The sequence below is a fragment of the Bradyrhizobium sp. 160 genome (assembly GCF_023073735.1).
Classification (GTDB): Bacteria; Pseudomonadota; Alphaproteobacteria; order Rhizobiales; family Xanthobacteraceae; genus Bradyrhizobium.
In genome coordinates this window covers 233,380-246,319 of sequence record NZ_JADPKD010000034.1, presented here as the reverse complement: position 1 = coordinate 246,319, position 12,940 = coordinate 233,380, and the positions used below count along the sequence as shown (strand labels likewise).

The window sequence follows — 12,940 nt, the reverse complement described above, 5'->3', positions numbered from 1 at the left end:
CGGGCCCTCATGCGATCTTCTTGTGAGCTTGTGATTGCGGCGTGGCGCTTGTCGCCTGCATAAGCGTGCGAACGACGGCTCGGCGGGCGAGCTCGATCTTGAATCCGTTATGCGAACGAGCGGTTGCTCCCTGCAGCAGCAGATCGGCGGCGCGTCCAAAATGATCCGGCGTTGCCGCCTGGCCGCGCAACGCCGCCTCGGCTTCGAGGCTTCGCCAGGGCTTGTGGGCTACGCCGCCGAGCGCCAGGCGCGATTCGATGATTGCGTTGCCCTCCAGTTCAAGCGCGGCCGCGACCGAGACCAGGGCAAAGGCGTAGGACAGCCGGTCGCGGATCTTCAGATAGCTGTAGTTCCTGGCAAAGCCGCGCGGCGGCAGCTCGATTGCGGTGATGATCTCGCCGCTGCCGAGATTTGTGTCGACGTGAGCCTTGTCGTTCGGAAGCCGATGGAAATCGGTCAGGGCGATTGTGCGCTCACCGGTCGAGCCTGCGATATGCACGAGCGCGCCGAGCGCGGCCAGCGCCACACTCATGTCGGATGGATTGGTCGCGATGCAGGACGGGCTGGTGCCGAGGATTGCGTGGTTGCGGTTGAGGCCATCGAGTGCCGAGCAGCCGGTGCCCGGGCTTCGCTTGTTGCAAGGCGTGGTCGTGTCATAGAAGTAGGCGCAGCGCGTTCGCTGCATCAGATTGCCGCCGACCGAGGCCATGTTGCGCAGTTGCGCGGAGGCACCGGCCAGGATGGCGCTGGCGAGCAGGGGATAGCGCTGCTCGATCAGCGGATGGTAGGCGAGATCCGAATTGGGCACCAAGGCGCCGATGCGCAGGCCGCCGTCGGCAGTCTCCTCGATGTCGCGGAGCGGCAGGCGGGAAATGTCGATCAACCGGGATGGCCGTTCGACATTCTCCTTCATCAGGTCGATAAGATTGGTGCCGCCGGCAATCACCTTCGCGTTCGGATCGGCGGCCAGCAGGCGAATGGCGTCGGCGACATCGCTTGCGCGGGAATACTGGAAGTTGTTCATGATCGGCTCATTGCCTGCTCGATCGCAGCCACGATGTTGGGGTAGGCGCCGCAGCGGCAGAGATTTCCGCTCATCAATTCCCGGATCTCGTCGGCGTCCCTGGCGTGGCCTTCGGCCAGGAGGCCGGCCGCCGAGCAAATCTGTCCCGGCGTGCAATAGCCACATTGGAATGCGTCGTGATCGATGAAGGCTTGTTGCAGAGGATGCAGGGCGCCGTCCTTGGCAAGGCCTTCGATCGTCGTGATTTCGGCGCCATCCTTCATGACGGCGAGCGTCAGGCACGAATTGACCCGTCTTCCCTCAATTAAGACGGTGCAGGCGCCGCATTGGCCGTGATCGCAGCCTTTTTTGGTGCCGGTCAATTCCAGACGGTCACGCAGGGCATCCAGAAGCGTGGTCCACGGCACGACCTCGAGTGTGCGCCTGACGCCATTGACGACAAGGCTGATCGGAATGCGTTCGGGGATCTGATCCGTGATATCGGCCATGTTCTGTTCCCTGCGGAGAGGCCGAGCTGAGCAAGTTTGGATGCCGAGTCGAGGATGCATTGCCGCCGCTGGCCAATAGCGCCCAACGGATGACGGGGTGCTTGGTTCCCGGCCGGCTACCCCGTCGCCCGGACGAGATCAGCGCTTCGCCTCGCCGAACACCACAGTCGGTACGGCGCGATTGACGATCTCGCGCAGCGCGAAGCTCGATTGCACCCGGGCGACGCGCGGCAGGCGCGACAGCTCGGTACGGTGGATGCGTTCGAAATCCTGGATGTCGCGGGCGAGAACGATCAGGATGTAGTCGTCGGTGCCCGACATCAGGAAGCAGCGCACGACGGACGGGCACTTCACCACCTCCGCCTCGAATGCCTTGAGCGCATCGTCGCTCTGGCTCTCCAGCGCGATCCGGACCAGCACCGTTGTCGTGAGGCCGAACTGCGCAAGATCGAGCGCGGCTTGGTAGGCCTGGATGTAGCCCTCGTCTTCCAGGGCCTTCTGCCGCCGTGCCAGCGCAGTGCTCGATAGTCCGACCTTGTTGGCAAGTTCGGTGTGGCTGGCCCGCGCATTGGTCGTGAGTTCGGCGAGGATGGCGAGGTCTTTCCGGTCGAGGGCCAAGGTTTCGTTTCCAGCGTGAAAGGGCATTTCCGCGCCGGAAACCGGCGCGCTAGGCGTGAACCTAGCGGATATTTGCACGAAACCAAACCGCCGCCATCGCTACGATGATGAGCAGAATCAAGGCGTTGGGGAAGGAGCTGAAGATGCGCGTCGGTGTGCCCAAGGAGATCAAGGTGCAGGAATATCGCGTCGGGCTCACTCCGGGCGCGGTTCGTGAATATGTCGCGGCCGGCCACCGGGTGACGGTCGAGACCGGCGCCGGCAGCGGCATCGGCGCCTCAGACGACGTGTATCGGCGGGCAGGCGCCACGATCGCCGAAAGCGCCCGTGACGTCTTCGCCAAGTCCGACATGATCGTGAAGGTGAAGGAGCCGCAGAAAAGCGAATGGGCCCAGCTCCGCGAAGGCCAGGTCCTGTTTACCTATCTCCATCTTGCACCCGACCCGGAGCAGGCCAAGGGCCTGCTTGCCTCGGGCTGCACCGCGATCGCCTATGAGACCGTCACGGACGCGAGCGGTCACCTCCCGCTGCTCGCGCCGATGAGCGAAGTCGCCGGCCGCCTCGCCATCGAGGCCGCCGGCGCCGCGCTCAGGCGGTCGGCCGGCGGCCGCGGGCTGCTGCTCGGCGGTGTTCCCGGCGTGCAGCCGGCGCGGGTGGTCGTGCTCGGCGGCGGCGTGGTGGGAACGCAGGCGGCACGGATGGCCGCAGGGCTCGGTGCGGAAGTCACGGTGATCGATCGCTCGATTCCTCGTCTGCGCCAACTGGACGATCTCTTTACCGGACGCGTGCGCACCCGCTTCTCGACGATCGAGTCGGTCGAGGAGGAGTTGTTCGCTGCCGACGTCGTGATCGGCGCGGTGCTCGTGCCGGGTGCCAGCGCGCCGAAGCTCGTCACGCGCGCGATGCTGACATCGATGCGGCCGGGCGCGGTGCTGGTCGACGTCGCGATCGACCAGGGCGGCTGTTTCGAGACCTCGCATCCGACCACCCACGCGGAGCCGACCTATGAGGTCGACGGCGTGGTGCATTATTGCGTCGCCAACATGCCGGGCGCAGTGCCGGTGACATCGAGCCAGGCGCTGAACAACGCGACGCTGCCGTTCGGCCTGATGCTCGCGAACAAGGGCTTTGCCGCGGTGTTGGAAAATCCGCACTTGCGCAACGGGCTCAACGTGCATCGCGGCCGGATTACGAACAAAGCGGTGGCGGAGAGTCTGGGGCTGGAATTCGCTCCGGTGGAGTCTGGGCTGGCGGCCTGAGTGGTTTTCTGATTGCGAGCGCAGCGAAGCAAGCCAGAGTGTCTCCGAGGAACGATTCTGGATTTGCTTCGCTACGCGCGCAATGACGACGTGGGAAGTGGTTGCGCTGACGCCTAATCTGCCTCCGCAGAAGAGTCACGCTTTCGTCAGCTTGTATTGCCTCAGATCCGGATCGTGGGTCATGCGCCAGTAGTCTACGAACCGCCACGGCATCGCGGAGAATACGCGGCCGCTTGCATTGCGGTAATAGGTGCTCATGCCGGGATGGGTCCAGATCATGGCCTCGTGCTCGGCATCGACCTTGCGGAGATAGTCATCGAGCACGTCCTGGCGAACCTCGATGGCCGCGATATCTCGCTCGATCATGTCGGCGAGGCAGGCGGAGATGTAGCGGCTCTGGCACTCCGACTGGAAGATGACGCTGCCGCCGTGGGCAGGACCGGAATTGGGACCGAGCATGCAGAAGAAATTCGGGAAGCCCGGCACGGTGAGGCCGAGAAATGCCGTCGGATTGTCGTTGGCCCAGGCGTCGCGCAAATCTTTGCCGTCGCGGCCGCTGATGTTGAGGCGCGCCGCCATCTCCGTGACCTTGAAGCCGGTCGCGACCACGATGATGTCGGCGTGGCGGTGTGTGCCGTCGGCGGTGACGATGCCGTCCCGGTCGAAATGGTCGATTGCGTCGGTGACGAGTTCGACATTGTCCCGCGTCAAAGTCTTGAACCAGTTGTTATCGAGCAGAATGCGCTTGCCGTAAGGCGGATAGGTCGGCACGCATTTTTCGATCAGGTCGGGTCGATCTTTCAGCTCGGACAGGATGAAGTCGGTCAGCTCCTGGCGGTGCCGGTCGTTGCCCTTGTTGACGGCGCGTTCGGGATGCGGCCAGGCCGGGTCCTTGCGCAGGAAGGGCAAGAGGCCATCGCCATAGCGCCAAAACATGTTGAAGCGATACCACTGCACATAGAACGGCAGGTGCGCCAGCAGCCAGCGCGCGCCGTCACTGATCTGATCGGCATAGCCCTTCACCGGCCGCGCCCATTGCGCGCTGCGCTGGTAGACGGTGACTGAGGCCACACGGCTGGCGATCGACGGAACCAGCTGCATCGAGGTCGCGCCGGTGCCGATCACGGCGACATGCTTGCCGTCGATGTTGATGTCGCCGGACCATAGTGCCGAGTGCAGGATCGTGCCCTTGAATTCTACTTCGCCTTTGAAGCGGGCGCGCGAGGGATCGTTGAGCTGGCCGATGGCCGAGACCAGCGCGGTGGATTCGAAAGTCTCCACTCCGTTCTCGGTCTTGAGCGTCGAAATCCAGCGTTGCCTTTCTTCATCCCAGCGTGATGATGTCAGCTCGGTGTTGACGCGCAAATGCTTGCGAATGCCGTATTCGTCCGCGACCTTCTGCAGATAGCCGAGTAGCTCCTCACGCTGGCAGAAATAGCGCGTCCATGCGTTGCGAGAGCCGAAAGAGTAGGAATAGGAGTGGTTCGGCGTGTCGACGCCGCAGCCGGGATAGCGGTTGATCCACCAGGTGCCGCCGAGCTCGGCATTCTTCTCGACGATGGTGTAGGGGATGCCGAAATGGCTGAGTGCCACGCCGAGCGCGATGGCGCAGACGCCGGCGCCGACGATCAGCACGTGCTGCTCGGCAAGCTTTTCGTCGGAGGGGCGCCTCGTCCAGCACGCCTCGCGCGGCACAAAACCCATCTCCTCGCGCATCAAAGGTGCATATTCCGGCGCGACATTCTCGCCGAGGCAAGCGCGCATCATCCTCAGCAGCAGCTCCTCGCCCGGATCGGTGATCACGGGTTTTGGCGTGCCATTGGCGAAGAGCCTGACCACGGCGGTGCGGATCTCGTCCTGGATCTCCCGGGGCACGCCGGCCTCGGGATCGGGAATGAGGCGGATGTCGCGTTTGGGCAGATAGGGCGGTTCGAGCCACTTCTCGTCGCCGGTCATGTGCACCAGCACCATCAGAAGGCAGCGGATATCGCCCTCGGCGATTGCGGAGGCGAGGTCGAGCGGCTTGTGCGGAGATTCGATGTTCATGGCGTGTCCTGATCTCCGCAGGCCCTGAAGAGGCCGCGGGTCATCAGCTTGCGATAGGCGGAGAAGACGTGATCGGGTACAGCGGTGACGCCGCCTCCCGAATAGGAGTAGCGGCGGCTGAGATAGCCGCGCGCGCCCATCAGCATGTGAACGATGGCCTCGAACTCCTCGTCGCTGTAATCTTCGATCGCGCCGGCAAGCCGTGCGCGGCGCAAAATGCGCACATAAGCGGTCGAGATGTTGTCGAGGTGCTTCTGGTAACCGATGGGCGCGAAGAACTCGGCCTCGTTGAGGATGCGCAAGAATTCAGGCACCTCGCGGATGAAGTCGAAGAAGGCGGCAAAGCGCTCGATCTCCTGCCGCGCCGCGTGCGCATTGCCGGTACGCACGCGGATGAACTCGACCATGTCGAGGCCGATTTTTGGTAGGAGCTGGTCGAGCAGTTCCTGGCGATTCTCGAAATGATTGTAGAAGGTACCCTGCGCGACACCGGCTTCTTCGGTGATGCGCGCGACCGAGGCCTCGGCATAGCCATGCTTGCCGACGACTTTCGTGGCAGCCTCAAAGATCTTCTGCTTGGTCCAGGCGTTGCGCTCGATGCGGTTCAGCTTGGTAACCTTTGCAGTCGCTTGCGTCATTCGGGGGTCTCCAGCTCGGCGCGCAGCACGCGCTTGAGGATCTTGCCTGACGGATTGCGCGGCAGGCTGCCGCGGATAACCAGCTGCTTCGGCACCTTGAAACTCGCCAGCCGCGCGCGGCAATGCTCGGTGAGGGCGGCGAGGTCGAGGCTCGCGCCCTCAGTCAGCACGACAACCGCGACCGGCCGCTCGCCCCAGCGCGCATCGCGTAGGCCGATCACGGCGACTTCGCGCACTTCGGGCAAATCGTAGATGATGCGCTCGACCTCGGAGGAGGCGATGTTCTCGCCACCGGAGATGATCATGTCCTTCTTGCGGTCGGTCAGGTAGAGGAAGCCTTCGTCGTCGAGATAGCCGACGTCGCCGCTGCGGAACCAGCCGCCGAAGAAGGCCGACGCCGTCTTCTCCGGATCCCTCCAATAGCCGCGCGTGATCTTCGGACCGCGCAGGCAGATCTCGCCATTGACGTTCGGCGGCAGCTTGTTGCCGTTCTCGTCGCAGATTTCGATCTCGACATGGGCAATGGCGCGACCGGTCGAACCGATCTTCTCGATCTCGCGACCTTTCTCCATAAAGGTGTCGCCGCCGACGGTCTCGGTGAGTCCATAGGCGTCGATGTAGCGCGCATTGCGGAAATATTCGGAGAAGGCGCGGATGCGTGCCTCCGGCGTCTTCTCGCCGCCGCCGATTGCCCATTGCAGGCTGGAGACGTCGTAGCGGTCGCGGGTGGGGCAGGTGAGCATCGCGGTGGTCATGACGGGCGCGAACCAGGCAGCGTTGAGCTTGTCTTCTGCGATAGAAGCAAGCGCCGCCTCCGGTTCGAAATTGCGCTCGATGCGAATGAAGCCGCCATGCCAGAGCACTGCGATGCCTGGCAGGTCGAGCGCGCCGACGTGATAGAGCGGACCGATGACGAGAAGACGCGTATCGGCGCTTAAGCCCAGCGCAATCGTCTGGTCGGCCGACTTCCAGTAGAAATTGTCGTAAGTGAGCATCACGCCCTTGGGGCGGTCTGTCGTGCCAGATGTGTACATCAGCCGCATCAGGTCGGAAGGCTGGCGCACATGCATCGGCGCAGCTGTAGCATTGCCTGTGAGATGGGTGACGCTCTGCTGCGCGGCCTCGTTCAGCACGACGATGTTCGCGCCCGCTGCATTCGCAGCCAATTCCTCATCGACGATCAGAAGGCGCGCGCCGGCATTGCTGGCGATGTAGTCGACCTCGTTGCGGGACAGGCGAAAATTGATCGGCAGGAACACCGCGCCGAGATGGCTGGTGGTGAAGACGAGCTCCAGGAATGCCGCGCTGTTCTTCATCAGCACGGCGACGACATCGCCGGCGCCGATGCCCTGCGCGGCGAGCCAGCCGGCGATCTGCCGGATGCGCACGTCGAACATCGCGTAAGCGATCTCCTCGCCGCGGTATTTCAGCGCGGGCCGGTCCGGCGTGCGCCGGGCATGGAAGGCGATGAAGCTCGAAAGGTTGATCATTTGCCGGGTTTGGGCCGGTTACCGACCTCACTTCCTCCCTTGATGAATTCTGACTCGTAATTCATCTTTGGCTTGACGTCACCCCCGCCCCTCTGAAATCCTTGGGATCACGGAGACGAGACGATCTCCGGCAGGGATCAGGACACGCCGACCCGAAAGAGGGAGGGAAAATGATGAGAACCCGCACGCCGGGCATCAGCCGCCGTTCCACGCTGGCGCTGATGGGCGCCGGCGCGATAACGTTTGCCGCGCCCTGGGTGGCGCGTGCGCAAGCCAAGACCATCAAGATCGGCATGCCGACGATCCTGTCGGGCCGTGTCGCGCAGCTCGGCACGTCCTCGCGCAATGCGGTGATGCTGGAGGTCGAGAAGGTCAACGCCGCCGGCGGCCTCGCCGGCCGGCAGATCGAGATGGTGATCCGCGACTCCAAGGGCCAGCCGCAGGAAGCCGCGCGCGTCGCGCGCGAACTCGTCAACACCGACGGCTGCGAGTTGCTGCTCGACGGCGAGGCGTCCTCCGGATCGTTCGCGGTGCATGAAGTCGCGCGCGATCTCGGCGTGCTCTGCGTCCACACCTGCTCGGAAGCATCTTCGCTGACGGCCGATCCCAAGCAGCACATCCCGAATGCGTTCCGCTGCGTGCGCCAGGGCATCCACGATTCCATCGTCGGCGGCAGCTATGCCGCCTCGATCGCGAAAGCCAAGGGCCTGAAGAAGTGGGCGACGTGTTCGCCCGACTACGCCTACGGCCGCGATACCACCGGAGAGTTCACACTGTATCTGAAGCGCTTTGCGCCCGAGGTCGAAATCGTCAGCGAGTCCTGGCCAAAGCTGTTCCAGCCCGACTACACCGAAGTGGTGACGAAGATCCTCCAGGCCAAGCCGCAGGCGCTGTATTCCTGCCTCTGGGGCGGCGATCTCACCTCCTACATCGACCAAGCCAACATCTACGCGATGTTCAGCCAGATGGAGGTGTTCGCAGTCAACATGGCCGACTACACAGCGCTCACGGTGGTGAAGAACCTGCCGAAGGGCATCCATTCCGGTAATCGCTACATCAAGACGTTCCCGGCCACGCCGGAGAACGCAGCCTGGGGGGATGCCTACAAGGCCAAGTACAACGAGTATCCGACCAACTGGTCGTGGCAGAACGCCACCGCGGTGATGTTCCTCAGTGAAGCCGCGAAAAAGGCGAACTCCGCCGACGGCAAGAAGATCGCGGAGGTGCTGAAGGGCCTCACCATCAAGTGTCCGTTCGGCGCCGACGGCACCGTGACGATGCGCGGCGACGACCACACCCTGGTCGGCTACGCCATCGGCTGGGGCACCACCATCCCGCAGGAGCCGTATGTACCGGAGGTCAAGGCCGGCGACTGGAAGACCATCTTCGAGTTAGAGGCCGAATGGAAGAAGAGCAAGGGCTACACCTAACGCCGCGGCGGAGAGGGGGGACCCTCTCCGCCGTTTTCGTTTTCCGCGCCGTATCAGGCGCGCCGCAATGAAAGTGCTCTCGTGGATCTCGACGCGCTCGCCGGCTGCCTCGCCAGCTCCGCCTGCTTGGTGACGCAAACCACCAGCGGCCTCATCATCGGCATGCTTCTGTTTCTCGTCGCGGTCGGGCTGACCCTGATCTTCGGTGTGCTCAAGGTCGTCAATTTCAGCCATGGCGCCTTCTACATGTTCGGCGCCTACTTCGCGATGACGGCCTACCAGCTCACCGGCAGTTTTGCGCTCGCCATGCTGGCGGGCGCGGCCGGCACCGCGATCCTCGGCCTGATCTTCGAGCGCGTCTTCATGAGCCGCGTCTATGGCGCCGACGTGCTGATGCAGCTGCTTGTCTGCTATGCCTTCGTGCTGATCTTCGACGATGTCGCGCGCATCATCTGGGGACCGGAGTTCAAGTCGATGGGCATGCCGTCCGCGTTCCAGGTGATGCCGCTATTCATCGCCGGTGGCGTGGTGCCGCCTTATTATCTATTGCTGATCGGTGTCGCGCTTCTTGCGGCCGTCGTGCTCGGTATAGGATTGTCGCGCAGCCGCATCGGCAAGGTGATCCGCGCGGCCGCGCACAATCCCGGCATGGTCTCGGCGCTCGGCATCAACACCGGCCTGATCTATGGCGGCGTGTTCGCGCTCGGCGGCATGCTGGCGGGTCTTGCCGGTGCGCTCGCGGCTCCTGTGCGGTCGCTGACGCCGGGCATGGGATTTTCCGTGCTGATCGAGTCCTTCATCGTCACCGTGATCGGCGGCATGGGCTCGATCCTGGGCGCGCTGATCGGCGCGCTGCTGCTCGGGCTGATCCGCTCGTTCGGCTCGCTCGGCTTTCCCCTGTTTACCGAAGGCCTGATGTATCTTTTCATGGTGATCGTGCTGGTCTCCAAACCTACCGGCCTGTTCGGCAGGGAGGCGGTATGACCGAGCTCGAGGCCGGTCGCGCCGAAACGCTGGCGCCGGTGCGCAGCGGTGCCGTACTGCGACGCTACCGTGACGTCCTGATCGCGCTGATCGCCTTTGCCGTGCTGGCGAGCCTGCCGCTCTTCACCGGCAGCAAGGCCCTGCTCGATTTCGTCATCCGCTGCTCGGCCTACGGCCTGTTTGCGACGTCGCTCAATCTGCTGGTCGGCTATACCGGCCTGACCTCGTTCGGCCACGGCATGTTCTTCGGGCTTGGCGCCTACAGTTTTGGCCTCATCATGCAGAAGCTCGGCGTGCCGATTCCCGTCGCCTTCGTCGCGACGCTGGCGATCACCGCAATGGTCTCCGCGATCATCGGCGCCATCTGCGTGCGGCTGAAGGAGATTTACTTCGCCTTCGTGACGCTCGCATTCCAGATGCTGATCCACTCGACCATTTTGTCCTGGGCCTCCTTCACCGGCGGCGACCAGGGTCTGCGCGGCGGCATTCCGCGACCGCCGTTCCTCGGAATTGACCTTGCCAATCACGTCCATCTCTATGTCGCGAGCTGCGCGCTGCTGATTCTCGGCCTGCTCGCGATGCGCCAGATCGCGCAATCACCGTTCGGCTACACGCTGCGCATGATCCGCGACAACGCCGCGCGCGCGAGCTTCGTCGGCATCGACGTCTGGCGCGCCAAGCTCACCGTGTTCGTGCTGGCGGCTTTGTTCGCGTCGATGGGCGGCATGGTGATGGCGCTGTTCGTGTCCGGCGCCTATCCGGAATTCGCCTATTGGACGATCTCGGGCGAGGGCATTTTCATCAACATGCTTGGCGGCGTCTCGACCTTCCTCGGGCCGATGGTCGGCACCGCGCTGCTGCTTCTGCTCAACGATACCGTCACACGTTTCACCGAGTATCACGGCATCGTGCTTGGCGTCGTCATCCTGTTCTTCGCGCTGGGCCTGCGCAAAGGTCTCCTGGATTTCGCCGCCGAATGGCTTGCGCAGCGGCGCGACGCTGGCGAGGGGCGCTAGCGATGCTCGAGATCCGCAACCTCGCAAAATCGTTCGGCGGCGTGAAGGCGACCAACGACGTCTCGCTCGACTTCCCCGACGGCTCGCTGACCGCGGTGATCGGCCCGAACGGCGCCGGCAAGAGCACCTTCTTCAACCTGATCACCGGCGCCTTGAGGCCGGATTCCGGCCAGGTGCTGCTCGACGGCGTCGATCTCGCCGGCCGCTCGCCACCGGAGATCGTGCGCCACGGTATCGGCCGCGCCTTCCAGGTTGCCAGCATCTTCAAATCGCTCACCGTGCAGGAGACCATGCTCGCCGCCGTCAGCGCCGACCAGCGCACCTCGGCGGTGCTGCACAAGCGCTTTCCGCTGCCGGAGACGCGCGACCGCGCTGAGCATGTGATGGAGCTGCTGGGCCTCGCCGGCAAACGCCATCGCCCCGCCGCGACGCTGTCGCACGGCGATCAGAAGCTGCTCGACATCGCGCTCGCGCTGGTGCTCGATCCAAAGGTGCTGCTGCTGGACGAGCCAACCGCCGGGATGGGCCCGGAGGAGCGCTGGCGCATGATCGACAAGGTGCGTGAGCTCTGGGAGACGCAGAAGATCACCGTCGTCTTCATCGAGCACGACATGGACATCGTGTTCAAGATCGCGCCAAAAATCGTCGTGCTTTGCTACGGCCGCATCCTGGCCACCGGCACGCCCGACGAGATCCGCAACAACAGCGCGGTGATCGAGGCCTATCTGGGCACCGAGCATGCGGGAGCTGCGGCATGAACGCAGCCGTCATCGAAGTCGCCGATCTCGATGTCTATTACGGCACCAGCCAGATCCTGTTCGGCGTCAATCTGTCGGTGCGGCAAGGCGAGACCATGGCGCTGTTGGGCCGCAATGGCGCCGGCAAATCGACGACCATGAAGGCAATCATGGGGCTGGCGCCGCCGCGGAGGGGCAGGGTCAACCTGCGCGGCGCGGTGATCTCGGGCCTGAAGCCGCACACCATCGCGCGCGCCGGCCTCGGCTTCGTGCCGGAGGACCGCCAGATCTTTCCGGAGCACACGGTCGAGGACAATCTGGTCATCGGGAAGAAGAAGGGACCGGAGGGCCAGGACGAGTGGCCGATCAAACGCATCTACGAGGTCTTCCCGCTTCTGGAGCCGCTGCGCAATCGCATCGCCGGGCGTCTTTCGGGCGGTGAGCAGCAGATGCTCGCGATCGCGCGCACGCTGATGGGCAATCCCGCGCTCCTGCTGCTCGACGAGCCGAGCGAGGGCCTCGCGCCGATCATCGTGCAACGGATCGGCGAATTGTTGCGGCAGCTCCGTTCGCTCGGATCGACGGTGCTGATCGCCGAGCAGAACATGCATTTCTGCCTGGGGCTGGCGAGTCACGCCACGATCATCGACAAGGGCCAGATCGTCTATGCCGCCGGAATCGACGAGCTGAAGGCCAATGAGGCGATCCGGCGCAGGTATCTGGCCCTGTAGCCCGCCGGTGTCTCAATAGGCCGAAGAAGAAAACTATTGTGCCGGGGTTGTCGAACGGAAGGAGTTTTCCCTCCGGAGGGCAAAAACGCCAATCGCTTCCATTGCCGTTTGGGGCCGAAAAGACGACATTCCCATCAGAATTTGATGGGTTGGCCAGAGCCATGGAACGTACCGGATTTGAACCCTTCGGCGAGCAATTGGTGTCCGCGACGGACACCCAGCCGCGGTCGCGTACGTCAAAGCTTCTGCTGCGGGCCGGCACCGGCCTGTTCTGGTCGCTGATTGCGGGTATCGTGCTTGCCCGCGCTGCCTTCTTCGAGCCCGGCATCTATGACGGCTTCAGCCGCGTCGCTTCGCTGGCCAAGAGCCTGATTTTCTAGGGCCGATTATTCCGGGCTGAGGATAGAATCTCCCTCGGGCCTGATATGTCGAAAACTTATTTCCCAACGGAAGCGCGCTGCGTATAAATCTTCTCCTCT

General features: G+C 63.7%; 13 protein-coding genes. 7 read left to right on the top strand and 6 right to left on the bottom strand.

The features are described from left to right. Positions 1–7: 7 nt before the first annotated feature. The 3 genes from IVA98_RS15005 to IVA98_RS14995 all read right to left on the bottom strand — a co-directional run bounded on the left by IVA98_RS15005 (position 8) and on the right by IVA98_RS14995 (position 2,130). Entirely contained in the window at positions 8–1,024 is a 1,017-nt protein-coding gene (locus tag IVA98_RS15005) for an FAD binding domain-containing protein (RefSeq protein ID WP_247306228.1), read from the bottom strand. Beyond that, a complete protein-coding gene (locus IVA98_RS15000) occupies positions 1,021–1,512 on the bottom strand; it encodes a (2Fe-2S)-binding protein (protein WP_247306226.1) in 492 nt (163 codons plus the stop codon). Before IVA98_RS15000 ends, IVA98_RS15005 begins: the two co-directional genes overlap by 4 nt. A gap of 138 nt (positions 1,513–1,650) precedes the next feature. Further along, positions 1,651–2,130 carry an Lrp/AsnC family transcriptional regulator gene (locus IVA98_RS14995; RefSeq protein ID WP_201759988.1) on the bottom strand — a complete coding sequence of 160 codons (480 nt, stop codon included), beginning with the start codon at positions 2,128–2,130 and terminating at the stop codon, positions 1,651–1,653. Between the two features lie 143 nt (positions 2,131–2,273). Between IVA98_RS14995 and ald the strand changes: the two genes are divergently transcribed. Next, positions 2,274–3,389 carry an alanine dehydrogenase gene (gene ald / locus IVA98_RS14990; protein WP_247355189.1) on the top strand — a complete coding sequence of 372 codons (1,116 nt, stop codon included), beginning with the start codon at positions 2,274–2,276 and terminating at the stop codon, positions 3,387–3,389. Between the two features lie 135 nt (positions 3,390–3,524). On the opposite strand, the gene IVA98_RS14985 is transcribed toward ald, so the two are convergent. From IVA98_RS14985 to IVA98_RS14975, 3 genes are read right to left on the bottom strand one after another with little or no spacing between them, the layout of a single operon-like run. Beyond that, positions 3,525–5,435: a flavin-containing monooxygenase gene (locus IVA98_RS14985; RefSeq protein WP_247355157.1), complete on the bottom strand. Its 1,911-nt coding sequence runs from the start codon at positions 5,433–5,435 to the stop codon at positions 3,525–3,527. Further along, positions 5,432–6,073, bottom strand: coding sequence for a TetR/AcrR family transcriptional regulator (locus IVA98_RS14980; RefSeq protein WP_247306221.1), 642 nt, complete (start codon positions 6,071–6,073; stop codon positions 5,432–5,434). The genes IVA98_RS14985 and IVA98_RS14980 overlap by 4 nt, the downstream gene beginning before the upstream one ends. Continuing rightward, the gene (locus IVA98_RS14975; protein WP_247333475.1) at positions 6,070–7,563 is read right to left on the bottom strand and encodes an AMP-binding protein; all 1,494 of its coding nucleotides are present in this window, start codon (positions 7,561–7,563) and stop codon (positions 6,070–6,072) included. Before IVA98_RS14975 ends, IVA98_RS14980 begins: the two co-directional genes overlap by 4 nt. A 170-nt stretch (positions 7,564–7,733) precedes the next feature. Between IVA98_RS14975 and IVA98_RS14970 the strand changes: the two genes are divergently transcribed. The 6 genes from IVA98_RS14970 (at position 7,734) to IVA98_RS14945 (ending at position 12,841) form a co-directional block, all read left to right on the top strand. Then, complete coding sequence (locus tag IVA98_RS14970; protein WP_247306215.1) at positions 7,734–8,993, top strand: ABC transporter substrate-binding protein; 1,260 nt, start codon at positions 7,734–7,736, stop codon at positions 8,991–8,993. A gap of 81 nt (positions 8,994–9,074) precedes the next feature. Next, the gene (locus tag IVA98_RS14965) at positions 9,075–9,977 is read left to right on the top strand and encodes a branched-chain amino acid ABC transporter permease (RefSeq protein ID WP_247306212.1); all 903 of its coding nucleotides are present in this window, start codon (positions 9,075–9,077) and stop codon (positions 9,975–9,977) included. After that, positions 9,974–10,993 (top strand): branched-chain amino acid ABC transporter permease, encoded by a 1,020-nt coding sequence (locus IVA98_RS14960; RefSeq protein ID WP_247306209.1) that lies wholly within the window; start codon positions 9,974–9,976, stop codon positions 10,991–10,993. The genes IVA98_RS14965 and IVA98_RS14960 overlap by 4 nt, the downstream gene beginning before the upstream one ends. Positions 10,994–10,995: 2 nt before the next feature. Continuing rightward, a complete protein-coding gene (locus IVA98_RS14955; RefSeq protein WP_247355156.1) occupies positions 10,996–11,751 on the top strand; it encodes an ABC transporter ATP-binding protein in 756 nt (251 codons plus the stop codon). After that, a complete protein-coding gene (locus IVA98_RS14950; RefSeq protein ID WP_247306203.1) occupies positions 11,748–12,461 on the top strand; it encodes an ABC transporter ATP-binding protein in 714 nt (237 codons plus the stop codon). The genes IVA98_RS14955 and IVA98_RS14950 overlap by 4 nt, the downstream gene beginning before the upstream one ends. 161 nt (positions 12,462–12,622) lie before the next feature. Beyond that, positions 12,623–12,841 carry a hypothetical protein gene (locus IVA98_RS14945; RefSeq protein ID WP_247306200.1) on the top strand — a complete coding sequence of 73 codons (219 nt, stop codon included), beginning with the start codon at positions 12,623–12,625 and terminating at the stop codon, positions 12,839–12,841. Positions 12,842–12,940: the final 99 nt, after the last annotated feature.